The sequence below is a fragment of the Pseudomonas petroselini genome (assembly GCF_045037875.1).
In the GTDB taxonomy this organism is placed as follows: Bacteria; Pseudomonadota; Gammaproteobacteria; order Pseudomonadales; family Pseudomonadaceae; genus Aquipseudomonas; species Aquipseudomonas petroselini.
This window is the reverse complement of record NZ_CP173614.1, coordinates 6,728,787-6,751,937: the sequence shown is the minus strand read 5'-3', so window position 1 is coordinate 6,751,937 and position 23,151 is coordinate 6,728,787. Positions and strand designations below refer to the sequence as shown.

Sequence of the window (23,151 nt, the reverse complement as noted above, 5' to 3'; positions counted from 1 at the left end):
GTCGAGGGGCCTCGGGTAGAGATAGACTTTTCGACTTTGGCATCGGGTCGCATCATCGCGGGCTGGCTTCTGAGGGATTCGGCAGCACTGCATCCGGGATCAGCGAAGCGCTTTGAATGTTGGGTTCATGGAGCGCTTACGCAACTTTCATTCAGACCCTGTCGTTTTTGTGAACCTAATTAAACAGTTTGGGGTGAGTTGCGACGGGAATTAGCTTGACTCGAAGCCGCCTCAGTTAAAAGGCGGCCTGTTGATGCTTACTCTTTATAGTCTTTAATTGCTATCGTATAATCTTCAATGATTTGAGTCGGCGAAAGTCGATAAGCTGAAAGATTTTCCTTTATATAAACTTCGGAAAGATCTTTAAAGTCTTGATGTTCAAATGTCTTGTAGAAGTTAGAGATTTGGGACTTTAGCTTGCCTAAAGCTTTTTCTTTGAGTGCGACGACCTCGGATAGGAAAGCTCCTCCGCTTTCTAAGTTGTTTGTAGGGTGAACAATGATGTTGATCGCACTGCAGGCTGAATAATGCTTGGTGAACCAAGCGCACGAGCGATTCATTTGTTCAGCTTCTCGCTTGTCAATTTTGGCCTTGTTTGGAAGTGCGTCATTTTTGCACTCCCACAGCAAATACTCGCTATCATTAACAGCCCAGAGATTGTCTGGCCCCTCTTTCCATATTTTGTCAGGCCGTTCGCCTCTAAAACCTAGTGCGAAACTCAGCTTGTCCAACGCATCTTCAAATTTATCAGCTTTTTTGCCAAAGCTAAGCGTGTCTAGTATTTCCGTTAAATGGATCTGTAGTTGGTCATAGGAGCCGAAGTTCGAGATCCATCCTTTGATTCGCTCAATTCTTCCTTGGCTGGTTGCCGTAAGTTTACTAAAGGAGACGCCAGATATTGGTGCTAGTAAAAGAGGGTTTGTTCGATGGGCCACAATCTGGAATTTATTTGATTGCTCCCGCTGGTGGAGGTAGCTGTAGCGAGCCATCTGCTGCAAATACCATCCACGGTCCTCGGAGCTGGGGTTGAGAGAGTCAATTAAGTTCTGCAGTGCAGATACGGCCTCCGCATTTTTACCTTGCTGGTACAAGATTTCAGCATCAAGCTCTTGCTTATAAATATTCAAAAGCTGGAGGTTGGCGCCTTTCTCTTTGACTGATTGCATGCGCTGCACGTAATAACTTTTCCATCCGGAATCTCGTTGAACACTCTGATTTAGCATATCAATAAATGCTTTTCTAGGGTCTGAGTGCGCAACATCTTCTCTCGCCATGACAGATATTTCGAACCCAATCTCCAGCTGCGTGGATACCTGCGACGACAGATATTTTCTTGAGTTTTTATCGCGTACTAGGCGAATTAGTTCGGGGCCTGTGAGAACCGCCGCAGCGTAATCCTTCTCGCCTCGAACGCATCTACCTAAGCCTTGTTCTACCGAGCGGACTGCACGCATCATTGTTGATTCGGCGTCAGGGCGACAATCCTCCTCGTATAAGTCAACAAGATTTTGGGAGTAAGGCTTGCCGTCAAAAATCAGAATCCGACAATCATTGTCCGGTAGATCAATGCCATCATAACGGTTAACAAGAACTAAGGCTTTTTCATATGATTTATTTTTCAGTGCTACTAATTTCGGTTGAATCGTGTCCGCATCTGCAACCGTCGCTCCGTATCCGGCCCAATCTTTGCTATTGTTAAAGCTATTAACGAGGGCCACTCTTCCAAAATCTGCTTTAGGCCAAGCGTTGCCAAAGAACTTGACCATTGTGCCACGGTCTAGAGACTCATCCATTAGGGAAGGGATAAGAATCATTTTTTCTCCAGACCATTTTTCCTTGGTGTATGTAAGTGGTGAAACGATCGTATTCGGTGCGAGTCTTAGCCCTTTGATGAGGAAAGCATCATCAGTGACAGTTGCAGACATGAAAATTCGCTGGCTCGCTTTCCAATAAGAGCCAAACATGTCTAGCGGCGCTACATATGGCTCGATTTCTACACTAGATCCGGAAATGATACACTGGCACTGATCAAGCCTATCTTTAATTAAAGGCCAGGCAAACTTTATACTTTTTTTATCTTGATGGCGTGATAGGATTTTTGCTATTTCATCTATATTGTCTAGCCAAGCCCAATAGGGTATTGGTAGATATGAACCGTATCGCTTGTTTTCAATATCGGCGAAAGTTCCCTCTCCTTGTTTCGCTAGGTGATGTGCAAACAGGGAGCGCAGTTCGCTGTAGGCGTGTTCGTCGTGCGGTATTTTGAGAGAGCAGGCATGGCGAATACTGTCTGCACACGCATGCGCATCGTCCATCAAAATGGATTCAACTTTTAGGGATCGTGCGCCTAGTGAGAACTTGGTAAGGCCATTGAATAGTTTTTGTACGGATGTAATAAATATTTTTTCTCCGCTACTAAAGTCGTCTGGTATGTCGTCGGACTCTTCACATACTTTTACGCCAAAAAGCTTTGCTTGCTCTTTCGTCTGGTTGATGAGCAGGTTGTCCGGGCAAATATAAAGTGCGGGGCCTTTTTTTTCATTTATTAGTGATTGCAGCATTAGCAGGCCGATCAAGGTCTTACCTTGGCCCGTATGAAGCTTGACAATAGTATCTCGTTGGGATCGATGGTTGGCGTGCCAGTCAACCAGCACTTCCTCTTGAGACTCGCGTAGTGGGCCTTTATCGCTAGCTCGGTCTAGGGTTTCGTATAGTTCTAAGGGATCTATAGGGCTATCTTTTGCGACATCGTTTAGCTTTGAGTTAAAGTCGACCATTGACATATCCTTCCTGATATTTTGAAGTACTCAGTATCAAGCACAGCTCTTTAATCAGGTTTGGTATCGCGTTGCGATGCTCGGCGTCCCTGCCTAATTAATGAGCTAACCTACCATGGTTGATAGCGGTTTGCCATGTTGGTCGCGGAGAGCTTTTTAGCTGGCGGTTCTACTCGAGGAGCTGGAGGGGGCTTCGAGACGGTTCAACATTGGTGGGCATTAATTCATCGGGAGAGAGGGGGGAGCTTCAAACACATGGAGACCAAGCACCGTGTCAATGACCTATGAGGCGATTGACCGTGAGGAGGCATCGAATTCGCAGCGCCGTATCTTCACGTGTAGTTTGCTCAGGGGGCTGACTGAGTAGCCTGGCTTCTGTTCGCTACGACTATGGCTCTTACACTTCCGCAGATCTGCTATGCAAGTGGCGCGCTACTAAATTGCTCTTCTCGAGTGCGTTTAAGACTGGTGTATAGGGTAAGATTGGTAACTTGCTAGGTTGTGATGCGAGCATCTAAAGCTCTAATAGGAGGTGATCGCTATGGTCGAGAGCTAGTCGCCGTATATGCTGTCGTAGGCGGTGCCCGGGTTTTAGTGGGGGGTATGCTATGTGTTGATATCGCAACGATGTTTAAAAGCCATTAGAATGTAAATATAAACTTTAATAGTGATAATATGATTACCAAGACCGGGAAAGAGCTTAAGAATATTGAAAAGTGTTTGGCTTATATTGTGGCTAATGTAAGCATGAGTAATTCAATTGGAAAAACTGATATTAATGTAGAGCTTGAGCGGTTTGTTAAGCGGCTCTTAAACTTGTACTACGGGTTAAACTTTGAGCTGGCTAGCGGGATCTCCTCGACATATCCTGCAATTGATTTGATCGACCGAGGTGCCAGAGTGGCCTGCCAAGTGACATCAACTAATAGTGTTAAAAAATTGAAAGATACAATGAGAAATTTTGATCGGCTTGAGATGTCGAAAGACTTTGATGAGCTTAAGTTTTTTATTCTTTCGGATAAGAGGGCTCCTAAAATAAGTAAAACTTTTGGCGAGCTTGGTACAAGCTGCACGGTTCTAACAATAAAAACGTTTAACGCTTTGATCCATTCTCTGGATGATGAAGGGAAAATTTCTAAAGTAAATAGCTTGTTCATTGGTGAGGAAATATTCAAGCCGCTGGTCGAAGTAATTAAATGTAAAGGGGGGCAGATTGTTCGGCTTGGTTCGATTAGGAAACTTTTAAAACAGGCTCAGCTCGATTCGGAAATAGATCCCGATCAAGTAGAGCAATACATTGACGATGTGAAGGCATTGGTCCATGAGGTATCTAAGCTGAACGTAGAGCAAAGAACATTACTTTGCGACTTGATTTGGAAGGCGCATACCCAAGTGGGGTCCTACACTTGTCTATATTTGGAAGAAAGCGAAATTGCCGTGGAGTTTTGCGAGAGGGAGCGTCTGGTGATTTCATCTCTTGTAAGTAAAAATCTCATAGAGTGGGATGAAAGTTTTTCAAAAAACCATGTGGAGAATGAGATAACAGCTTTGCTGATTGTGAATAAGTGTGAGTCTGAGCCAAATATTTTTTTTGAACTGAGAAAAGCTTCGCAAGGAAGTCTGGAGCAGCTTAGGAGTATGTTGGTGGAGCTGGATTATTCAAGTTTGGAATAAGTAATGATTTTCGCCATGGCGAGGCACTGAAGTTCTCCGTCTAATCGACAGCTTCTTTGCTCTGCTAAATCAACGCAAGTGGCATCGAGCAGTACCGTAGAGCATTACATCTTGCCTGCTTTTAATGCGGTCCAAATAGGAACTCCGCGTTTTTCCTGGGTTTCACCGATGAGCCGAAAGTAAAAACCTCTCAGCAGCTTGAGTGAACAGCATTGCTAGCACACGGGGCTCAGCCGTCTCAAGCGACAGAATCAATAAGCTTCGATAGGTCCAGATCTTCGTAAAAACTGTCAATGTATACTCTGCGAGCAAAGTCGCTGCTCTACAGATGGTGTCAATGTTGGCTTTGGTGTTGGCAGAATTCGTCAATCTCTATGGCGATGATTGACAGTCAATGGACTTTCGGACTGTTTACTCTGCGACCATCCATTTTGCTGGACTGATCGTCTGTCAATGTGGTCTAACGATAGGTGATACCTCCTACTATTGGCCGGATGATCCGTTGGTGGCTGAAGCAACTGCGCGGATAAAACCTCGCAAGTCGTAACGCCACAGGTCCAAATGTGGGAGGGGGCAAGCCCCCTCCCACATGGGTTTTGCGGTGTTGGTTATGGCGCAGCGGGCAGCAGGAAGCGGGCAATCACCGGAAGATGGTTGGAAATACGCAACGTATCCTCCTGGCGCACCTTCGCCTCCACCCGCTTGATCCGCGGGCTGTAGAACAGGTAGTCCAGCGTGCGGTCGGGCCCGTCCACGCTCGGGTCGTTGGGGAAGTGGGTCAACCATTTCTCACGGTCAATCCCGCTGGATTGGCTATTGCTCGGGATCATCGGGTACTTGTCCCACAGCAAATGCAGCTCGCTGTCCGGCGAATACTGCCCGCGCTTGCCGGCGTCCAGGCGCAGGAATTGCCCCAGGGGCAGCAGGTTGAAATCGCCCCCGATCAGCCAGGGCGTGCCACGGCCTTCGAATTTATCCAGCAGCTTGACCGTGGTTTTTACTTGTTCCTGCACCGCACTGCGCCCAGGGCTATCACCGTCCAGACGGGTATTGAGCACGGCCAGTTGGCCACCGTCGCTCAGCGGCAGGTAGGTCAACAGCAGGGCGGGCTTGGGTTGGAACTGGCGGCTGATGATATTGGCTTCGGGCGCCGGCAGCTGCAGGCGTTCGGCGTGCTCGATCTGGTAGCGGCTCAGTGTCGCCAGCTTGCGACCGACGCTGCCGAAGATATGCCAGTCGGGAACAAAGTCGGCCTTCCAGTCGAAGGCCTGGACGCTGCAGGGGTAGAGGTCGACCAGGCGCTCTTGCAGCAGGGCAAGCTGGTCCTGGTAATGGGAGGGCTTGGCGTTTTCGTCGAGTTCCTGCAGCAGCAGGATGTCGGGTTGTTCATCGCGAATCACCCGTGCCACTTCGTCGAGGCTGGCGGCCATGTCTTCCACGGTGGGACGGTCGTCCGGGCCACTGCCGTCGGCGGTGTCGTACCAGAACACGTAGTTCTTGCCGGCCAGGTATTGGACGTTCCAGGTCATGACCTTGAGCGCCTGCCCCGGCAGCAGCGTGGGCGCACGCGGTGCAACGCAGCTCACCGGCAGGGTTTCCTTCGGCTCGGGGCGCCAGGTCAGGCTGTAGATCAGGGTGACGAGCAGGCCTGTGATGATCAACAGGCCCAGCAGGGTGATGCGCAATAAACGGGTCATCGGCTCGGCTTATAGCGTTTCAGGAGTGGCACGGAGCATATCACCGTGCGTCTGCATCGCCACCGATCAGCATGAATAAACGAAACAGCACCACGCTGGTAAACAGTTGCAGGAAGCTGTGGGCGCTGTCCAGCAACAGTCCCAGCAGCGGCGCAGGCTCGGGATACGCTGCAACACTGGCGCCCTTGAGCAGCCACAAGGGGGTCATCACACACAGCAGGCACACCAGGATCATCCAGAAATGCCCACGGCTCAGGCGGAAGCTTTCCTTCATCGCTTCCAGCGCCGGCATGCCGCGCAGCACCAGCAGGTACTCGGCAAAGGCCAGCACCACCATCAGCCACAGGCCCGGCAGGAAGTACAGCGACAGCCCCAGCAGGATCAGCAGCGTGCTCATGGCCGTCAGCAGGGCGAAGCGCGGCCACAGGGTGAGGGCCATGGCCCATATATCTTTAGTGCGCGGCGACTCGCCCCGTGTGCGAGCATCCAGAAACAGGATCAGCGCGCCGGTGTACAGCGGGTACACCAGCAACCCCACCACCACGCTGTAGCCGGGGAACGCATCCGGGCCCACCACGTGGTTGAGCACCTGTTGCAGCAGGGCTTCGAAAATCACCAACGGCAAGCACAGCTGGACGATGGCGCCCAGGTTGCGTTGGGTGAAGCGGAAAGAGTCGCGCAATACGTCTAACGGATTCATCAAGTTCATCGCAGGCCTGAAAGCAAGGGCAACACTTTAACCGATCATCACTGGCGGTAAGCAAACGTAAACCTTGAGTAAAGACCATTGAAACAACTCGTAACACCCCCATAACTAGGACGGCGCCTGATTAAAGGCGACACCACGATTTCTACCGGCAATCTAACGAGGTCGCCATGAACAGCGAAGAGCAAACCCTGATCGATGGACTGTTTTCACGGTTGCAACAAGCCGAAACGGACTCAGCCCCCCGCGACGCCCAGGCCGAAGCGCGGATCAAGGAGCACATGACTCGCCAACCGGCCGCTGGGTACTACATGACCCAGTCGATTTTGGTGCAGGAACACGCGCTCAAGAGTCTCGACGCGCAGAACAAACAGCAGGCGCAGCAGATCCAGCAATTGCAGGATGAGCTGCAACGGGCTAAATCAGCACAACCTGCGCCTTCGAGTGGCGGTGGGTTCTTGTCGAGCATCTTTGGCGGCGGCGGTTCCCGTGACCCGCAACCCGCCCAAAATGCGCCGACGTCCTCCGGCGGTGGCTGGCGTGAACCGGCACGGCCGTCCTTTGGCCAGCCGGCGCCGCAGCAGAATTATCAACAGCCGCAACAGGCGCCTGCCGCAGCGCCAGTGGGCAGCGGTTTCCTCGGCGGCGCGATGAAAACCGCTGCCGGCGTGGCCGGTGGTGTGTTGCTGGCCGAAGGTATCAGCAGCCTGTTCAACCACAACTCGCAACAACCGCAAGTGGTGGAAGAAATCATCCGCGAAGAGCCGGCGCCTGCCAGTGACAACGGCAACTGGGGCAATGATGACCAGAAGTTTGCCGGTAACGACAGTTGGGGCAGCAACAACTCGGACAGCTTCGCAGACAGCGATTATTCCGACGACTCTTCCTCTTTCGGCGATGACGATTCCTTCGTCTGACGCATCTTGGCCGGGGCGCTTCGTCGCCCCGGTCTGATTTTTCCCGGCAACTCACTCGCGGCTGGCATACTGGCACCCTTTCCGGGCCCTGGCGCCTGGCTGTCATGAGGAAGTGCGGTGAAGAAAATTGCAGTGTTCGCCGATGTTCAGAACCTCTATTACACCGTCCGCCAGGCCTATGGTTGCCACTTCAACTACGCCGCTTTGTGGGCTGATATCAGCTCGCGCGGGCAGATCGTCGAGGCGTACGCGTATGCCATCGACCGTGGCGACAGCAAGCAGCAGCAATTCCAGCAGATCCTGCGCAACCTGGGCTTTACGGTAAAACTCAAGCCCTACATCCAGCGCAGCGACGGTTCGGCCAAGGGCGACTGGGACGTGGGCATCACCATCGACATCATGGACGCCGCCGACCACGTCGACGAAATCGTGCTGGCTTCCGGCGACGGTGATTTCGACATGCTGCTCGACCGCATCATCAATAAGCATGGCGTCGAAGCGGTGGCCTACGGCGTACCGGGGCTGACGGCCAACTCGCTGATACGCGCGGCCAGCCGCTACGTGCCGATCGAAGGCGCGCTGCTGCTCAAATAGAGCGCGGCGGCTTAATAAACAGTTAGACGGAGTGGGAACAGGTTTGGAACGTATAGCGGTCATCGACTTTGAAACCACCGGCATTACGCCGAACAGTCATTGCCGGGCCACGGAGATCGCTGTGGTCATCCTTGAGCGTGGCCAGATCGTGGACCGCTACCAGAGCCTGATGAACGCCGGCGTGCGCGTGCCGGGCTTTATCGAACAACTCACCGGCATCAGCAACGCCATGCTGCGCAGTGCGCCACCGGCCGAGCGGGTGATGAACGAAGTCAACGAATTCGTCGGCACCACGCCACTGATGGCGCACAACGCCGCGTTCGACCAGAAGTTCTGGGACTACGAACTGGGCCTGATCCGCCGCACCCGCCTGCAAAAATTCGCCTGCTCTTTGCTACTGGCCCGTCGCCTCATGCCGGCCGCGCCCAACCACAAGCTCGGCACCCTCAACACCTACGCGCAACTGCCCCACACGGGTAAGGCTCACCGGGCGATGGCGGATGCGGAAATGGCGGCCAACCTCACAGCCCATCTGGCCCAGGAACTGCGCCGTACGCACGGCTTGCGCGAACTGTCCCATGAGCTGCTGTGCACCTTGCAGAAAGTGCCGGCGGCGAAGATCAATGAACACCTGAAGAAGCATCGCGGGTTCTGACCTCGCCACAATGCCCTGTGGGCGTGTGCTTTTGTGGTGAGCGGGCTTGCTGTGGTAAGCGGGCTTGCTGTGGTGAGCGGGCTTGCCCCGCGCTGGGCTGCGAAGCAGCCCCAATTAAGGGCGCCGCGTTCTTTCAGTTAGAACGGAGTATCAGGTTTTGGGGCTGCTCCGCAGCCCAGCGCGGGGCAAGCCCGCTCACCACAAAAAGCCCGCTCACCGCCCGCTGTTGCGCCTTCATCGCTTCACTCGACGCATGCGCCGTCTCCACCGCGCAATGCAGCAAATCCGCCGCATGGGCGAGGGCGTCTTCGAAACTCAGGTTGTCGTCAGGGTGAAGGTGGGCGCGTCCGGGGCGCAGGCTTTGAGGTAGTCGATGGCTCGGCGGTTGAGCAGGTCGTCTTCGCTGGGGAAGGCCACGCCGTTGTCAGTTGATGCGGAAGTTGCTTTAACCATGTTGAGACCTCCAGGATATTTAACTCGCTCCTTCCGTCAATTTCGGCTTGCACTTCCGGTCATCGAGAGGCCGATGACGCGAGGCAGGTTAGTTGTGCTGTCTCAGCGGGACAAGGGGGGCAAACCTCACTCGGAAATTTCCCGCATATGAATACGATCGATCTTGCTGGCCATTAAAAACTGCCCTCTGGTATCTATTCAGTTATTCAGGGGGGGAGGAGACTGGGTAAATGAGGGCCGATATCAGCGAAAAGGTCATGCAATTGTTTGTCGACATCTGCGGCTTCATCGACCGAAGCCAGGTGTCGGAACAAACGGATTTCATTCACGACTTTAAGATCATTGATGACGACCTGACCTGCTTTGTCATGCAGATCAAATGGCAGTTCAATCTACACGCCACTCAGGCGGATTGGGACCACATCACCACGATCAACCAGATTGTCGATTTGATTGTTCAGCGCTCATAGCAGCGTTGAAGCAACTGAGTCGTCAGGGGATAAACGCCATCACCGATGCGGGTGATCCTGAACCGCCCTCCAGTCCCAGTACACCGATCACTAACGTGGCGCCCCTGGCCGGTAAGCGGTCGAGATTGCTCAAACATTCCAGCACAATCCCATTCCTGCCCAACACGGCGTGGTTTGTCACAAATGCAGTGCTCTGTCCCGGATCAACCCCGTGGGTATCTATCCCGACTCCGGCAATCTGGCGTTGCTCAAGCAAGAACCGGATCGCCGCCTCGCCAATGCCCGGGAAGTGGGAGCCTTGCGCGTCCAGCCCGAAAAACGCTGTCGGGTCGTTCCAAAGATGCTGCCAGCCGGTGTACATCAGTACCACGCAACCCGCTTCGATGAGGCCGTGCACGCGTTCCCACTCTTCAACATCCTGCGGGCAGATTTCGTAATCCGGATTGCTTTGGGTTCTACCGCGCACATCTATCACCACAGCAGGGCGTACCAACTCTTCGGGTTGATAGCCTTCAATCCCCATTCCGTTAGCATAGAAACTATTCGGCGCATTCATATGCGTGGCGCTGTGTTCACCCATGCTGAAGCGCAGTAGGAAATAGCCGTCCTTTTCCAACGAAGCGACGTCTTCGAACGCCACGGGGGGATCGCCCGGCCACAGCGGGATACGCGGACTGATCGGGTGGCTGAGGCTGACGACCTTGCTGAGCTTACCCACCATTTTTGCCCTCCAACTGCCCCAACGGCACCCGCCGCTCTATCGCACTCGACAAAATAATCGAGGTCTTGCTGAACCCGAACTTCGCGATCCGGTTGATCAAATTCTCCAGCTCAGGCATCGACCCCACCGCCGCCTGCATGATCACGCACGGATCGCCGGTCACCCGATGGCACTCCGTCAGTTCGGGGATTTCCGCCAGCGCGTCGTACACCTTCTGACTGCCATGATTGGTCAACCGCAGCTCAATCACGCATTGGATCGGCAACCCCACCTTGGATAAATCCACCTTGGCCTGATACCCGGTGATCACCCCGCTGGCCTCCAATTTGGCCACGCGCTCGGCCACGGCGGGGGCGGAGAGGTTTACCGCGCGGGCCAATTGCGCGTAGGACGCGCGGCCGTCTTCGAGCAGGGCGCTGAGGAGCATGCGGTCGTATTTGTCCATGATAAGGCTCCAGTTGCGTGTGGCTTTCGAAAGCACGGGTTATAGCGTTCATAACCATGCTTTGAAAAGTGTAACGGCGTTTTAAACAGGTTTTGTAACTTATGTTTAACGACCTGCTTTTTTAGAATAAGCCTCCTATCTCCTGCCGCAGAGCTACCCAATGCCTGGCCCACGTCGCTTCCCCTTACCGTTGATCGCTGCCTTTTTTGCGTTGTATGTGATTTGGGGGTCCACCTATTTGGTGATTCGCATCGGCGTGGAGTACTGGCCGCCGCTGATGCTGGGCGGGATTCGTTTTCTGGTGGCGGGTGCGGCGATGTACGGGTTTTTGCGCTGGCGTGGAGCGCCGGCGCCGACGTGGGAGCAGTGGAAGGCGGCGGCCAAGATTGGCATTTTGCTGCTGACCTTCGGCAATGGCGCAGTGAGTGTGGCCGAGCACACTGGCGTGTCGTCCGGCGTGGCGGCACTGGCGGTGGCGACCGTACCGCTGTTCACGTTGTTGTGCGGTTATTTCTGGGGCGCGCGCAATACCCGGCTGGAATGGGCGGGCGTGATCTTGGGGATGATCGGCATCGCTATGCTCAATATGGGCAGCACGTTGCAATCGAGCCCGATGGGTGCTGCTTTGCTGCTGTTTGCTGCGGCGTCGTGGGCGTTTGGTTCGGTGTGGAGCCGGCGCCTGCCGTTGCCACCGGGGGCCATGGCCAGCGCTGCGGAAATGCTGGTGGCCGGCGTGACGCTGTTGATCGCCAGCGCGCTCACCGGCGAACGCCTGCAAGCCATGCCGCCGCTGGAAGGCTGGCTGGCCCTGGCGTACCTGGCCGTGTTCGGCTCGATCATCGCCTTCAACGCTTATATGTACCTGCTCAAGCACGTACGCCCCGCAGCGGCGACCAGTTATGCCTACGTCAACCCCGCAGTGGCGGTGTTGCTGGGGATCGTGTTTATCGGCGAGACCATCGGCCTGGAAGAAGCCTTGGCGATGTTGGTGATCATCAGCGCGGTGCTGCTGATCAGCTTGCCCCAGTGGCGAAAGCCCAAGCCGGAAATAAGGTAAACTGCGGCGCATTACGCCCTTGCGCTGAATTTTTCCTACGGTAAACACATGACTTTCGCCTCCCTTGGCCTGATCGAACCCTTGCTGCGCGCCCTTGAGACGCTTGGCTACCAGACCCCGACGCCGGTGCAGGCGCAAGCCATTCCGGCGGTGCTGGCCGGTCGCGACCTGATGGCCGCGGCCCAGACCGGCACTGGCAAGACCGCCGGTTTTGCCGTGCCGCTGCTGCAACTGCTGACCACCGAAGGGCCGAAAGTCGCCGCCAACTCGGCGCGCGCGCTGATCCTGTGCCCGACCCGCGAGCTGGCCGAGCAGGTTCATGCCAGCGTCGCCGAGTACGCCCAACACCTGCCACTCACCACCTACGCGGTGTACGGCGGCGTGAGCATCAACCCGCAGATGATGAAGCTGCGCAAAGGTGTCGATATTCTGGTCGCCACGCCTGGCCGCCTGATCGACCTGTTCCGCCAGAACGCGCTGAAACTCAACCAGCTGCAAACCCTGGTGCTGGATGAAGCCGACCGCATGCTCGACCTGGGCTTCTCCGAAGAGCTGGCGAACATCTACCGCATGTTGCCGAAAAAGCGCCAGACCCTGCTGTTCTCCGCGACCTTTTCCGATGAGATCCGCCTGCTGGCCGGGCAGATGCTCAACGACCCGCTGACCATCGAAGTCAGCCCGCGCAACGTCGCCGCCAACACCGTGAAGCAGTGGGTGGTGCCGGTGGACAAGAAGCGCAAGCCGGAGCTGTTTGTGCACTTGATGCGCAAAGGCCGCTGGAAGCAGGTGCTGGTGTTCGCCAAGACCCGTAACGGCGTGGATGCGCTGGTGGATAAGTTGCAAGGCCTGGGCATCAACGCCGACGGTATCCACGGCGACAAACCACAAGCCACCCGCCAACGTGCGCTGGACCGCTTCAAGTCGAGCGAAGTGCAGATCCTGGTGGCCACCGACGTGGCGGCCCGTGGCCTGGACATCGAAGATTTGCCGCTGGTGGTCAACTTCGACCTGCCGATCGTGGCCGAGGATTACATCCACCGCATCGGTCGTACCGGGCGTGCGGGCAACACCGGCGAGGCGATTTCCCTGGTGTGTGCCGATGAAGTGAACATGCTGTCGGCGATCGAGATGCTCACGCGTCAGACCCTGACCCGCAAGATGGAGCCGGACTTCGAACCGGAGCACCGTGTCCCGGACACCGACGCCAGCGGGCAGGTGGTGAAGAAACCGAAAAAACCGAAGAAGCCTAAGGCGTCAGGGGGTGGCGGTAAGCGCAACCTGGGTAAGTGGGTGGACAGCGGGGATGCGGCCCCGGTGGAGCCTTCGATCAAGCCGGTGCGCAAGGTGCCGGTGTTTAATACGGGGCCGCGTAAGAAGAAGTGATTTTTCGGCGCTGCTGATGGCCTCATCGGGGGCAAGTCGAATCGTCGCACCGCCCCTCCCACATTTGACTGTGTTCACACATCAAAATGTGGGAGCTGGCTTGCCTGCGATGCTGGCTCTAGATTCACCACACAACTCAGCGCTTAAGCCATTCCAACATCCCCCGCCCAGCCGCCCTTCCGCTGGCAAAGCATCCTGTCAGTAGGTAGCCCCCCGTCGGCGCTTCCCAATCCAGCATCTCCCCCGCACAAAACACCCCCGGCAACTGCTTGAGCATCAAGCGCTCATCCAGCGCCTCAAACGGCACCCCGCCCGCCGTACTGATTGCCTCATCCATCGGCCGTGTCTTCACCAGCGTCAACGGCAAGGCCTTGATAGCCACCGCCAGTTGCGCCGGGTCATTGAAGTGCCCGGCCGGTGCCAACTCACGCAACAGCGCGGCCTTCACCCCCTCCAACCCCAATTGACTGTGCAAATGCTTGCTCATCGAACGTGAACCGCGCGGCTTGGCCAAGGCGGCCTGGACCTTGTCCAGCGGCTTGCTCGGCAGCAAGTCGATATGCACGGTGGCCGAACCGTTGCGATTGATCGCCTCACGAATCGGCGCCGACAGTGCATAGATCAAACTGCCTTCGATACCGGTCGCCGTGACCACGCATTCGCCCAGCCGAGGCTTGTCATCCGCCAGCCCAATGGCAACGTTCTTCAGCGGCGCGCCGGCGAATTTGCTGACCATCAATTCGCTCCAGGCCGACACCTCGAAGCCGCAGTTGCTCGGTTGCAAGGGGACGTAGGGCACGCCTTTGTCTTCCAGCAACTTGAGCCAGGCACCGTCTGAACCCAGGCGCGACCAACTGCCACCGCCCAACGCCAGCAGCACGGCGTCGCTGTGGACAACTTTATCGCCGTCCGGGCTGTGGATAAGTAAACCACCCTCTGCATTCCACCCCACCCAACGATGCCGGGTGTGGATAACCACGCCTTGATCGCGCAGGCGCTTGAGCCAGGCGCGCAGCAGCGGGGCGGCTTTCATATCGGTCGGGAATACTCGGCCGGAGGTGCCGACGAAGGTCTCGATGCCCAAGCCGTGAATCCATTCGCACAACGCCTCGGCGCCAAACCCACGCAGCAGCGGCGCCATGTGCGGCGCACGTTCGGCATACCGCGACAGAAACGCCGGGTACGCCTCGGAGTGGGTGATGTTCATGCCGCCCACGCCGGCCAGCAGGAATTTGCGCCCCACCGAGGGCATGCCGTCGTACAGGTCCACGCGCACGCCCGCTTGGCTCAGGACTTCGGCAGCCATCAGCCCGGCAGGGCCGCCACCGATCAGGGTGACGTGGTGAGGTGAGGTCTGGGGCATGGGCAGGGCTTTGGTGGCTTGAATAGGCCGCGTATTCTACCCGACCACAGTGTGGCTGCCTGATCAAAAAACGTACACTTTCCTACAAGCCTTACGGCTGCTCGCTTTCAGAGGCTTACGCTCAAGTTATCCACAGGTGGTTCCACAGGCAATGTGGGTAACGCCCACGGTTCAATGACAACCTGATGACGTCCACACCCGTTGCGCACTGTGGTGCAGGATGCCGTGGCGACGGGCCAGGGCGGGGCGGTCCTTGCTGTAGCCGCCGCCGATCACACCCATCACTGGAATATCGCGGCCCAGGCAGTGGCGCATCACGCTTTCGTCGCGGGCGGCGACGCCGGCGTCTGTCAGCTTGAGGTAACCGAGGGCGTCGTCCTTGTGCACATCGACGCCGGCGTCGTAGAGCACCAGGTCCGGTTGATACAGCGGCAGCAGGTAGTTGAGCGCGTCGTCCACCACCTTGAGGTAATCGGCGTCGCCCATGCCCATGGGCAGCGGAATGTCCCAGTCGCTTTGGGCCTTGCGTGCGGGGAAGTTCTTTTCGCAGTGCAGCGACACGGTGATGGCATCCGGCGTGTCGTGGAGGATGCGCGCGGTGCCGTCGCCTTGGTGCACGTCGCAATCGAAGATCAGCACGCGGTTGACCCGGCCGCTGGCCAGCAGGTAATGGCTGATCACCGCCAGGTCATTGAAGATGCAAAAGCCCGCAGGGTAATCGTAATGGGCGTGGTGGGTGCCGCCCGCCAGGTGGCACGCCAGGCCGTGTTCCAGCGCCTGTTCTGCCGCGAGAATCGAGCCGCCGACCGCACGCACGGTGCGCCGGGCCAGGGCTTCGTTCCACGGCAGGCCGAGGCGGCGCTGGTCTTCGCGGGACAGTTCGCCACTCATGTAGCGTTCGATATACCCCGTGTCATGGGCCAGGGCCAGAATCTGCGCGGGGCACAGCTGCGGGCGCAGCAATTGGCTGTCCTCGGTCAGGCCACTGTCCACCAGGTGGTCGCGCAACAGGCGGAATTTGTCCATGGGGAACCGATGTTCCGCCGGGAACTCGGGGCTGTAGTCATCGTGGTAGATCAATGGCAAAGGCATGGGATTTTCTGACGGGAACCTGCGAGGGATCTTAACAGCGCGGTACACTCACGCACATGGCAAGGGAGGGGACCCATGGAGCCGATACTTGAATTGGAAAGCGCACGCCTGGTGCTGCGCCAATGGCGCGACAGCGACCTGCTGGAATTTGCACGCATGTGCGCCGACCCGCAGGTGATGCGCTATTTCCCGGCCACGTTGAGCCACCTGGAAAGCGCCGCCTTGATCGGCCGGATTCGCGGCCACTTCGCCGAATACGGCTTTGGCCTGTGGGCGTTACAGCGCAAGGACACGGGTGAATTCATCGGCCTCACCGGGCTGGCGAATGTCAGCTTTGAAACCGACTTTACCCCGGCGGTGGAAATCGGCTGGCGCCTGGCCCGCGAGCACTGGGGCCTGGGATACGCCAGCGAGGCGGCCTGGACGGCGTTGCGCTGTGGTTTCGACCGTTTGCAGTTGGACGAAATCGTCGCCTTCACCACCGAAGCCAATCTGCCATCACAAAAAGTCATGCAGGCCATCGGTATGCATTACGATCCCCTGGCAGATTTTGAACACCCCAAGGTCGCAGCCGATGACCCGCTGCGCCATCATGTTTTGTATCGCATCACCCGCGCCCAATGGTTGGACACGCTGCACGGATAGGCAGCCCGGAATGCCCCGTAGATTTTAGGAGTTGCTCTATGAGCCAAGTATTGGAAGATCTGGTGGACTTGCTGACCCTGGAGCCGATCGAGGAAAACCTCTTTCGCGGCCGCAGCCAGGACCTGGGCTTTCGCCAATTGTTTGGTGGCCAGGTGCTCGGCCAGTCGTTGTCGGCAGCCAGCCAGACCGTAGAAGAAGCGCGGCATGTGCATTCCCTGCACGGTTATTTCCTGCGCCCTGGCGACGCGAAGTTGCCGGTGGTGTACTCGGTGGACCGCGTGCGCGACGGCGGCAGTTTCAGTACGCGCCGCGTGACGGCGATCCAGAAGGGCCACCCGATCTTCACCTGCACCACTTCGTTCCAATACGACGAACAAGGCTTCGATCACCAGACCACCATGCCCGTAGTGGTCGGTCCGGAAAACTTGCCGTCGGAGCTGGAACTGACCCAGCAGCGGGCGCACCTGATCCCCGAGCACATGCGCGACAAGCTGCTGTGCCCCAAACCGATCGAAGTGCGCCCGGTGACCGAGAAAGACCCGTTCAACCCGCAGCCCTCCGACCCGGTCAAATACGTGTGGTTCCGTGCCGACGGCGCCCTGGCCGACACGCCGGCGTTGCATAAGTACCTGCTGGCCTACGCCTCGGACTTCGGCCTGCTGACCACCTCCTTGCTGCCCCACGGCAAGACCGTGTGGCAGAAAGACATGCAAGTCGCCAGCCTCGACCACGCGTTGTGGTTCCATGCCGACCTGCGTGCCGATGATTGGCTGTTGTACGCCATGGACAGCCCGTGGGCCGGTAATTCCCGTGGGTTCTCCCGTGGCAGCGTGTACAACCGCGCCGGGCAGTTGGTGGCCTCGGTGACGCAGGAAGGTTTGATTCGTCATCGCAAGGATTGGGCATGAGCCTGGCGGACGTCAGGCACTGGGTGTTCGACATGGACGGCACCCTCACGGTGGCCGTGCATGACTTTGCGGCCATTCGCGCGGCGCTGGAGATTCCACCCGAGGACGACATCCTCACTCACTTGGCGGCATTGCCGGCGGAGGTCGCGGCGGCCAAGCATGCCTGGCTGCTGGAGCATGAACGGGAGCTGGCGCAGGGTTCCGTCGCGGCTGAAGGCGCAGTGGAACTGGTGCGCGAGCTGGCCGGGCGTGGTGATCGCCTGGGTATCCTGACCCGCAATGCGCGGGAATTGGCGCATATCACGCTGGAGGCGATTGGCCTGGCGGACTGCTTTGCCGTCGAGGATGTGCTGGGGCGTGACGATGCGCCGCCGAAGCCGGACCCGGGTGGTTTGCTGAAACTGGCAGCAGCCTGGGACGTGGCGCCGAGCGAGATGGTGATGGTCGGCGATTATCGCTTTGACCTGGACTGTGGCCGGGCGGCGGGGGCGCGGACGGTGTTGGTGAACCTGCCGGAAAATCCCTGGCCTGAATTGGCGGATTGGCATGCCGAGGATTGTGCGGTGCTGCGCCGGATGATCCAGCCCATACGCTGACAATCAAATGTGGGAGGGGGCTTGCCCCCTCCCACATTTTTAATCCGGTTTCGGCAGTTATTTCCCGAAGAGTACTTTCTGGCCTTCCGGCGACGTAAACATCCCATCCCCGTTATGCCCAACCCCCGGCACCTCCACCAGCCTATGGCTCAACTGCGGATGCCGCTGCTTGAGGTAGTCAAAATAGTTGTGCCCGCGAATCAGGCGATACGCGCCCTGGGTCTCGGCGGCGCAGCTTTTATCCAGCGCGGGATGGTTCGGGTCGGTGTCTTGCTGGCCCAGCAGGTAGGTGATGTTGCGTGACACGTACGTGTTTTCAAGCTGCTCGGCGCTCTGACCCTTGGCGTAGTCCGGCAGGTTTTGCATGCCGTATTTCCAGTCGTTGAAGCCGGGGCAACTGGCGGCGTCGAACTTCACCGGGCGCTGCGGGCTGAAGTAGGCGTAGGACGACGGGTTGGCCACCACGTAGCGCAGGCTGATGCCTTCGGTCTGCAGCATCGGGTGGTCGTGGCCCGTGAGGGCGAAACGCTGCACCACCTGGCCGCCGCCGGAGTGGCCGGCGACCACGATTTCTTTCAGCGCCGGGAACAATGTGCGGTTGCCCAGGTGCTTGATAATCTGGTCCAGCGCGCCGTAGGAACTGATTTGGCCCGGTCCGGTCGAGGGCTCGCCGGCCATCCAGTCGTTGCCCTTCCAACGCAGTACCGAGTTGCCCAGGTGGTTGCGCTTCACGTCGGACGCGTTGAGAAACTGCGGCGCGATCACCAGCGTGCTGGCGGTAAGCCCGGCATGCTCGGCGGCATCTTCACCGCTTTGCAGGTAGGTCTGCGCATTGCGCAGGCGGCCGTGCACGATGATCAAGGCGCGGGTGACCGTGGGCAGTGGCTGTCGCCAGTCCTGGCTCAAGCCCAGGCTGAGGTCGCCGGCCTCCAGGTGGAAACGATCGGGACTGACTTCTTTTACGCCATGCTCTTTTACGACAGGCTCGGCGGCCAAGGCGGAACAGGTGACTAGCGCACCCAGCAGCAATCCCAATCGTTTATTCATCTAGAGGCTCTTGGCGGCAAAGGTGTCGCATTGAGTGATCTGGCCCTGGGCGAAGCCGGTCTTGAACCAGCGCACGCGCTGCGCCGAGGTGCCGTGGGTAAACGAGTCCGGCACCACGCGCCCTTGACCCTGTTGCTGCAAGCGGTCATCGCCAATGGCGTTGGCCGCATTCAGTGCTTCTTCAATGTCACCGGGTTCCAGCCAGTTCAGGCGCTTTTGCGCACGGTTGGCCCACACCCCGGCGAAGCAGTCGGCTTGCAGCTCCTGGCGCACCAACAGGCCGCCGTCGCCTTGCATCTGGCGGCCTTGCTGGCGTGCGGCCTGGATCTTCGACGAAATGCCCAGCAGTGTCTGCACGTGGTGCCCGACTTCGTGGGCGATCACATAGGCCTGGGCGAAGTCGCCGGCGGCTTGGAAGCGTTGCGACATTTCCCGGAAGAAGTCCAGGTCCAAGTACACCTGTTGGTCAGCCGGGCAATAGAACGGGCCACTGGCCGAGGTGGCGCCACCGCAGGCGGAGTTGACCCGGCCACGGAACAGAATCAGTTTCGGGTTCTTGTAGGCCAGGCCGTTTTCCTTGAACACCTGGCCCCAGGTGTCCTCGGTATCGCCCAACACGGCCCGTACAAAATCGGCTTGTTCATCGTTGGCCGGCGGCGCCTGGCGCGATTGGGTGCTCACCGAGGGCGCCTGTTCCATCTGGCCGGTCAGTTGGCCGAGGATCTGCAACGGGTCCTGGCCGGTCATCCAGCCGATGCCGACGATCAGCACAATCGCCGTCAGGCTCAAGCCTTTACCGCCCCCAAAGCGCATGCCGCCGCCACCCCCGCCACTGTCATCGCGGGCATCCACCACGTTGTCGCTGCGTCGGCCTTTTTTCCATAGCATGGGGCAATCCTCTTGATGAACGGTCCTACAGGGATGTTGGTTGAGTATGGCCGTTATTAGCGGCAATACCCTTCGCCGGTATCGACAATCAGGCAGTCCTTTTTATCCGCCAGCCATTTCAGCCCGGTGGCTTCACCGTCACCGGCGCGCAGCAGTTGTGGGCCGTCCGGGCGGTTGAAGGCGATGCCGTCTTCATTGGCCTCACCTTTGAAGGTGCCGGCGTCATCGGCGTCGAGGCCGTATTGCATGGTGAGGAGGTAGTGACCACGGCCGATGCTGTCATCCTTGGCGATGGTCAGGTACAGGCCTTCGACGCCGATCCACTTGCCCACCCATTTGTCGGTTGGCGGCGTTTGCGGCACGAGGGTCGCTTGTACGGACGCCGGTGCAGGTTTTGGCGCTTCCTTGGATTCCTGATTACAGGCAGTCAGCAGAGCAAGGGCAGACAGAATAAAAAGCGTTTTTTTCATAGCGGCAAGGCCTTGGTTAAAAAGTGTACAGCGCGAGGGCAATCGTGCAGCGTTGGACTCGAATCCTGTGATTTAGTGCGCTGTTCGCCCGGTGTTTGGTTATGCTCTTGGGGCAGACTCCGGCCCGGCTGCTAGATTACCGGGTTGAGCGCTGCTTCGTTCAGTGCTCAGCGTTCAGCTCGCCACGCAAGAGAATCCAATGACTGTCAGTACCCCCCTTTCCGGCATCAACCATCCTTTCAAAGGCATTCTGCTGATTGTACTGGCGACGTTCCTGTTCTCCAGCCACGATGCCTTGTCCAAATACCTGGCCGGGTTCTACCCGATCGTGATGGTGGTGTGGGCGCGCTACCTAGTGCACACCTTGTTGATGGCCGGCATTTTCCTGCCGCAATCGGGGTTGCGCGTACTGCGCAGCAAACGGCCGGGGATGCAGGTCGTGCGGGCGCTGTGTCTGCTGGGCACCAGCTTGTTCTTCACGGCGGCGCTGCATTACATCCCTTTGGCCGAAGCCACGGCAGTGAACTTCCTGGCGCCCATCCTAGTGACGGCGCTGTCGGTGCCGCTGCTGGGTGAGCACGTGACACGCGGCCAATGGCTGGCGGTGATCTGTGGCTTTATCGGGGTGCTGGTGATCATCCATCCAGGCGGCGAACTCTTCACGCCGGCGGTGTTGCTGCCGCTGTGTTCGGCGCTGTTCTTCTGCTTCTACCAACTGCTCACGCGCATCTTGAGTAAGTTCGACACCCCCACCACCAGCAACTTCTTTGCCGGGCTGTGCAATACCTTGGTGATGAGCGCCATGGTGCCGTTCTTCTGGCAGATCCCCACGCTGTGGCATGGCGTGTTGATGCTGGCCCTGGGCACGTGCGGCATGACCGCGCACTTGATGTTGACCCAGGCGTTCCGCTTCGCGGCGCCGGCCTTGCTGGCGCCGTTCGGCTATTGCCAGATCGTGTTTGCGGGGTTGTTGGGCTGGCTGGTGTTCAACCATACCCCCGATGTGACCACGGTGGTCGGCATCGGGGTGATCTGCATGAGCGGGTTGGCCGCTGCCTGGCAGCAGCGGCGCAGATAGCTCAGACGGTTGCTCAGACGTCTACGGTAGGGATCTTGCGCGGTGCCATGAAGTACATCCAGGTCAGCGCAATGAAGTACATCGCCGGGATCAGGGTGAACAACACTGTGTAGTTGTTGTTCGTCACGGTGAGGATGTGGCCGACGATCTGGGTCATGAACATACCGCCGATGGCCGCGCACATGCCGCCGAAACCAAACACCGTACTCATCATGTGCTTGGGCGTGTAGTCCATCACCAGGCTCCAGATGTTGGCGGTCCAGGCCTGGTGCGCACCAATCGCCAGGGAGATGGCAAACACCGCGACCCACAGCTGGCTGGAACCGGCGGCCATGATCACGCCGACGATGCAGCAGGCAAACAGCAGCATCGACAGCAGGCGTGCCTTGATCGGGTTCATGCCTCGGCCGATCAGGAACGACGACAGAATCCCACCCCCCACGCTGCCGAAGTCGGCGGTCAGGTAAATGATGATCAGTGGGATACCCATCTGGGTCACGTTGATGCCCAGGTTGTATTGCTGGTTCAGGAACGGCGGCAGCCAATACAGGTAGAACCAGAACACCGGCGCGGTGAGGGCATATGCGATGGCGAAGGCCCAGGTGCCGCGCATCCGCAGGATACGGCTGAAGGGGACGCCCGGTTGTTCCGGCTCGACTTGCTGCTGCACGTAGTCCAATTCGGATTGTTTGACCGAAGGGTGGTCTTCCGGGTTGTAGTATTTCAAACCCCAGAACACCAGCCAGATCGCACCGAGCGAGGCCATGCACAGGAACGCCGCCTGCCAGCCCCACACATGCAGGATCAACGGCAGCAGCATCGGGGTCATCATCGCGCCGACGTTGGTGCCGGCGTTGAAGATGCCGGTGGCCACGGCACGTTCACCCGCCGGGAACCACAACCGCGTGGTCTTGACGCACGCCGGGTAGTTGGCGGCTTCGGTCAACCCGAGGATAAAGCGGCAGACCATAAAGCCCACCGCCGAGGTGGCCAGGCCGTGAGCGCCGGTTGCCAGGCTCCACAGCAGTACGGCGAAGAAGAACACGCGTTTGACGCCGACCCGGTCGATCAGGCGGCCTTGCAGCACAAAGCCGACGGCGTAGCCGACCTGGAACCAGAAGTTGATGTTGGCGTAGTCCATCGCCGTCCAGCTCATCTCTTTGGCCAGGATCGGTTGCATCACGCCCAGTGCGGCGCGGTCGATGTAGTTGAGTGTGGTGGCGAAAAACACCAGGGCCAGCATGCCCCAGCGCGTTTTGCCCACGGCCAGGGCGCCGCGGATCTTGTCGCCGATGCCGGCGTGCGGGTTGCCCGGGCGGTCGGCCAGGACGGAGTTTTGCAGAGGCATGTGGTTGTACCCGTTTTTTGAAATTTTTATGGTGTGTTCTGGGTCTTTGTTACTGGATCGATGGTGCGCAGCGCTTAAAAAATCGTCAATTCGCCAAACAGGCATAGTGTTCGATAATCGCACCAAAAACTAACCGGTTCGTACATTTTAATTGCTGTCGACAGTTT

The 23,151-nt window shown here is 57.8% G+C and carries 22 protein-coding genes and 1 pseudogene; 11 read left to right on the top strand and 12 right to left on the bottom strand.

The window, feature by feature from the left end; genetic code table 11:
• Positions 1–257: 257 nt before the first annotated feature.
• A complete protein-coding gene (locus tag ACI512_RS31210) occupies positions 258–2,777 on the bottom strand; it encodes a DEAD/DEAH box helicase (RefSeq protein ID WP_405121487.1) in 2,520 nt (839 codons plus the stop codon).
• 675 nt (positions 2,778–3,452) lie between these two features.
• Here ACI512_RS31210 and ACI512_RS31205 point away from each other — a divergent pair.
• A complete protein-coding gene (locus ACI512_RS31205) occupies positions 3,453–4,451 on the top strand; it encodes an SMEK domain-containing protein (protein WP_405121486.1) in 999 nt (332 codons plus the stop codon).
• Positions 4,452–5,059: 608 nt separating this feature from the next.
• On the opposite strand, the gene ACI512_RS31200 is transcribed toward ACI512_RS31205, so the two are convergent.
• Both ACI512_RS31200 and ACI512_RS31195 read right to left on the bottom strand, forming a co-directional pair.
• Positions 5,060–6,148: an endonuclease/exonuclease/phosphatase family protein gene (locus ACI512_RS31200; protein ID WP_015886036.1), complete on the bottom strand. Its 1,089-nt coding sequence runs from the start codon at positions 6,146–6,148 to the stop codon at positions 5,060–5,062.
• 40 nt (positions 6,149–6,188) lie between these two features.
• Positions 6,189–6,848, bottom strand: coding sequence for a YciC family protein (locus ACI512_RS31195; RefSeq protein ID WP_015886035.1), 660 nt, complete (start codon positions 6,846–6,848; stop codon positions 6,189–6,191).
• A 176-nt stretch (positions 6,849–7,024) separates the two neighbouring features.
• On the opposite strand from ACI512_RS31195, the gene ACI512_RS31190 reads away from it, so the two are divergent.
• The 3 genes from ACI512_RS31190 (at position 7,025) to ACI512_RS31180 (ending at position 9,020) form a co-directional block, all read left to right on the top strand.
• Positions 7,025–7,771 (top strand): DUF2076 domain-containing protein, encoded by a 747-nt coding sequence (locus tag ACI512_RS31190; RefSeq protein ID WP_015886034.1) that lies wholly within the window; start codon positions 7,025–7,027, stop codon positions 7,769–7,771.
• A gap of 117 nt (positions 7,772–7,888) precedes the next feature.
• Complete coding sequence (locus ACI512_RS31185) at positions 7,889–8,365, top strand: NYN domain-containing protein (protein WP_015886033.1); 477 nt, start codon at positions 7,889–7,891, stop codon at positions 8,363–8,365.
• A gap of 43 nt (positions 8,366–8,408) precedes the next feature.
• Entirely contained in the window at positions 8,409–9,020 is a 612-nt protein-coding gene (locus tag ACI512_RS31180; RefSeq protein ID WP_236380925.1) for a PolC-type DNA polymerase III, read from the top strand.
• A 133-nt stretch (positions 9,021–9,153) separates the two neighbouring features.
• Here ACI512_RS31180 and ACI512_RS31175 read toward each other — a convergent pair.
• A pseudogene (locus tag ACI512_RS31175) lies at positions 9,154–9,473 on the bottom strand (DUF3077 domain-containing protein).
• A gap of 230 nt (positions 9,474–9,703) precedes the next feature.
• Here ACI512_RS31175 and ACI512_RS31170 point away from each other — a divergent pair.
• A complete protein-coding gene (locus ACI512_RS31170) occupies positions 9,704–9,943 on the top strand; it encodes a hypothetical protein (RefSeq protein WP_064052952.1) in 240 nt (79 codons plus the stop codon).
• Positions 9,944–9,965: 22 nt separating this feature from the next.
• Here ACI512_RS31170 and ACI512_RS31165 read toward each other — a convergent pair whose 3' ends face one another.
• Together ACI512_RS31165 and ACI512_RS31160 are read right to left on the bottom strand one after the other, a co-directional pair.
• The gene (locus tag ACI512_RS31165; RefSeq protein WP_236380938.1) at positions 9,966–10,664 is read right to left on the bottom strand and encodes a cyclase family protein; all 699 of its coding nucleotides are present in this window, start codon (positions 10,662–10,664) and stop codon (positions 9,966–9,968) included.
• Positions 10,654–11,109, bottom strand: coding sequence for an Lrp/AsnC family transcriptional regulator (locus ACI512_RS31160; protein ID WP_405121485.1), 456 nt, complete (start codon positions 11,107–11,109; stop codon positions 10,654–10,656). Before ACI512_RS31160 ends, ACI512_RS31165 begins: the two co-directional genes overlap by 11 nt.
• 160 nt (positions 11,110–11,269) lie before the next feature.
• Between ACI512_RS31160 and yedA the strand changes: the two genes are divergently transcribed.
• On the top strand, positions 11,270–12,166 hold the full coding sequence (gene yedA / locus ACI512_RS31155) for a drug/metabolite exporter YedA (RefSeq protein ID WP_015886027.1): 897 nt from the start codon (positions 11,270–11,272) through the stop codon (positions 12,164–12,166).
• A 48-nt stretch (positions 12,167–12,214) separates the two neighbouring features.
• Positions 12,215–13,549, top strand: coding sequence for a DEAD/DEAH box helicase (locus ACI512_RS31150; protein ID WP_064052950.1), 1,335 nt, complete (start codon positions 12,215–12,217; stop codon positions 13,547–13,549).
• 136 nt (positions 13,550–13,685) lie between these two features.
• Here ACI512_RS31150 and ACI512_RS31145 read toward each other — a convergent pair whose 3' ends face one another.
• Both ACI512_RS31145 and ACI512_RS31140 read right to left on the bottom strand, forming a co-directional pair.
• Positions 13,686–14,912, bottom strand: coding sequence for a TIGR03862 family flavoprotein (locus ACI512_RS31145; protein ID WP_236381411.1), 1,227 nt, complete (start codon positions 14,910–14,912; stop codon positions 13,686–13,688).
• A 171-nt stretch (positions 14,913–15,083) separates the two neighbouring features.
• Positions 15,084–16,004 (bottom strand): histone deacetylase, encoded by a 921-nt coding sequence (locus ACI512_RS31140; protein ID WP_015886024.1) that lies wholly within the window; start codon positions 16,002–16,004, stop codon positions 15,084–15,086.
• Positions 16,005–16,079: 75 nt separating this feature from the next.
• Between ACI512_RS31140 and ACI512_RS31135 the strand changes: the two genes are divergently transcribed.
• From ACI512_RS31135 to ACI512_RS31125, 3 genes are read left to right on the top strand one after another with little or no spacing between them, the layout of a single operon-like run.
• On the top strand, positions 16,080–16,649 hold the full coding sequence (locus tag ACI512_RS31135) for a GNAT family N-acetyltransferase (protein ID WP_015886023.1): 570 nt from the start codon (positions 16,080–16,082) through the stop codon (positions 16,647–16,649).
• A gap of 38 nt (positions 16,650–16,687) precedes the next feature.
• Positions 16,688–17,557: an acyl-CoA thioesterase II gene (tesB, locus tag ACI512_RS31130; RefSeq protein ID WP_015886022.1), complete on the top strand. Its 870-nt coding sequence runs from the start codon at positions 16,688–16,690 to the stop codon at positions 17,555–17,557.
• Positions 17,554–18,153 carry an HAD family hydrolase gene (locus ACI512_RS31125; RefSeq protein WP_236381412.1) on the top strand — a complete coding sequence of 200 codons (600 nt, stop codon included), beginning with the start codon at positions 17,554–17,556 and terminating at the stop codon, positions 18,151–18,153. Before tesB ends, ACI512_RS31125 begins: the two co-directional genes overlap by 4 nt.
• A gap of 57 nt (positions 18,154–18,210) precedes the next feature.
• Here ACI512_RS31125 and ACI512_RS31120 read toward each other — a convergent pair whose 3' ends face one another.
• The 3 genes from ACI512_RS31120 to ACI512_RS31110 are packed head-to-tail and all read right to left on the bottom strand — an operon-like array spanning position 18,211 to position 20,558.
• Positions 18,211–19,200 (bottom strand): alpha/beta hydrolase, encoded by a 990-nt coding sequence (locus tag ACI512_RS31120; RefSeq protein ID WP_236381413.1) that lies wholly within the window; start codon positions 19,198–19,200, stop codon positions 18,211–18,213.
• Positions 19,201–20,088 carry a neutral zinc metallopeptidase gene (locus ACI512_RS31115; RefSeq protein WP_015886019.1) on the bottom strand — a complete coding sequence of 296 codons (888 nt, stop codon included), beginning with the start codon at positions 20,086–20,088 and terminating at the stop codon, positions 19,201–19,203.
• Positions 20,089–20,144: 56 nt separating this feature from the next.
• Positions 20,145–20,558 (bottom strand): membrane lipoprotein lipid attachment site-containing protein, encoded by a 414-nt coding sequence (locus tag ACI512_RS31110; RefSeq protein ID WP_064052945.1) that lies wholly within the window; start codon positions 20,556–20,558, stop codon positions 20,145–20,147.
• 199 nt (positions 20,559–20,757) lie between these two features.
• Here ACI512_RS31110 and ACI512_RS31105 point away from each other — a divergent pair, with 199 nt between their 5' ends.
• Positions 20,758–21,636, top strand: a complete 879-nt coding sequence (locus ACI512_RS31105; protein WP_046036589.1) for a DMT family transporter — start codon at positions 20,758–20,760, stop codon at positions 21,634–21,636.
• Between the two features lie 13 nt (positions 21,637–21,649).
• On the opposite strand, the gene ACI512_RS31100 is transcribed toward ACI512_RS31105, so the two are convergent.
• A complete protein-coding gene (locus tag ACI512_RS31100; RefSeq protein WP_064052944.1) occupies positions 21,650–22,984 on the bottom strand; it encodes an MFS transporter in 1,335 nt (444 codons plus the stop codon).
• Positions 22,985–23,151 lie beyond the last annotated feature (167 nt).

What these genes read in the sequence shown, in the direction of transcription:
- ACI512_RS31190 (WP_015886034.1), top strand. Translation starts at nt 7,025, where the DNA reads ATGAACAGCGAAGAGCAAACCCTGATCGATGGACTGTTTTCACGGTTG.
- ACI512_RS31165 (WP_236380938.1), bottom strand. Translation starts at nt 10,664, where the DNA reads ATGGTGGGTAAGCTCAGCAAGGTCGTCAGCCTCAGCCACCCGATCAGT.
- ACI512_RS31110 (WP_064052945.1), bottom strand. Translation starts at nt 20,558, where the DNA reads ATGAAAAAAACGCTTTTTATTCTGTCTGCCCTTGCTCTGCTGACTGCC.
- ACI512_RS31105 (WP_046036589.1), top strand. Translation starts at nt 20,758, where the DNA reads ATGACTGTCAGTACCCCCCTTTCCGGCATCAACCATCCTTTCAAAGGC.
- ACI512_RS31140 (WP_015886024.1), bottom strand. Translation starts at nt 16,004, where the DNA reads ATGCCTTTGCCATTGATCTACCACGATGACTACAGCCCCGAGTTCCCG.
- ACI512_RS31125 (WP_236381412.1), top strand. Translation starts at nt 17,554, where the DNA reads ATGAGCCTGGCGGACGTCAGGCACTGGGTGTTCGACATGGACGGCACC.
- ACI512_RS31135 (WP_015886023.1), top strand. Translation starts at nt 16,080, where the DNA reads ATGGAGCCGATACTTGAATTGGAAAGCGCACGCCTGGTGCTGCGCCAA.
- ACI512_RS31200 (WP_015886036.1), bottom strand. Translation starts at nt 6,148, where the DNA reads ATGACCCGTTTATTGCGCATCACCCTGCTGGGCCTGTTGATCATCACA.
- ACI512_RS31120 (WP_236381413.1), bottom strand. Translation starts at nt 19,200, where the DNA reads ATGAATAAACGATTGGGATTGCTGCTGGGTGCGCTAGTCACCTGTTCC.
- ACI512_RS31145 (WP_236381411.1), bottom strand. Translation starts at nt 14,912, where the DNA reads ATGCCCCAGACCTCACCTCACCACGTCACCCTGATCGGTGGCGGCCCT.
- ACI512_RS31170 (WP_064052952.1), top strand. Translation starts at nt 9,704, where the DNA reads ATGAGGGCCGATATCAGCGAAAAGGTCATGCAATTGTTTGTCGACATC.
- ACI512_RS31115 (WP_015886019.1), bottom strand. Translation starts at nt 20,088, where the DNA reads ATGCTATGGAAAAAAGGCCGACGCAGCGACAACGTGGTGGATGCCCGC.
- yedA (WP_015886027.1), top strand. Translation starts at nt 11,270, where the DNA reads ATGCCTGGCCCACGTCGCTTCCCCTTACCGTTGATCGCTGCCTTTTTT.
- ACI512_RS31150 (WP_064052950.1), top strand. Translation starts at nt 12,215, where the DNA reads ATGACTTTCGCCTCCCTTGGCCTGATCGAACCCTTGCTGCGCGCCCTT.
- ACI512_RS31205 (WP_405121486.1), top strand. Translation starts at nt 3,453, where the DNA reads ATGATTACCAAGACCGGGAAAGAGCTTAAGAATATTGAAAAGTGTTTG.
- ACI512_RS31100 (WP_064052944.1), bottom strand. Translation starts at nt 22,984, where the DNA reads ATGCCTCTGCAAAACTCCGTCCTGGCCGACCGCCCGGGCAACCCGCAC.
- ACI512_RS31195 (WP_015886035.1), bottom strand. Translation starts at nt 6,848, where the DNA reads ATGAATCCGTTAGACGTATTGCGCGACTCTTTCCGCTTCACCCAACGC.
- ACI512_RS31160 (WP_405121485.1), bottom strand. Translation starts at nt 11,109, where the DNA reads ATGGACAAATACGACCGCATGCTCCTCAGCGCCCTGCTCGAAGACGGC.
- tesB (WP_015886022.1), top strand. Translation starts at nt 16,688, where the DNA reads ATGAGCCAAGTATTGGAAGATCTGGTGGACTTGCTGACCCTGGAGCCG.
- ACI512_RS31210 (WP_405121487.1), bottom strand. Translation starts at nt 2,777, where the DNA reads ATGGTCGACTTTAACTCAAAGCTAAACGATGTCGCAAAAGATAGCCCT.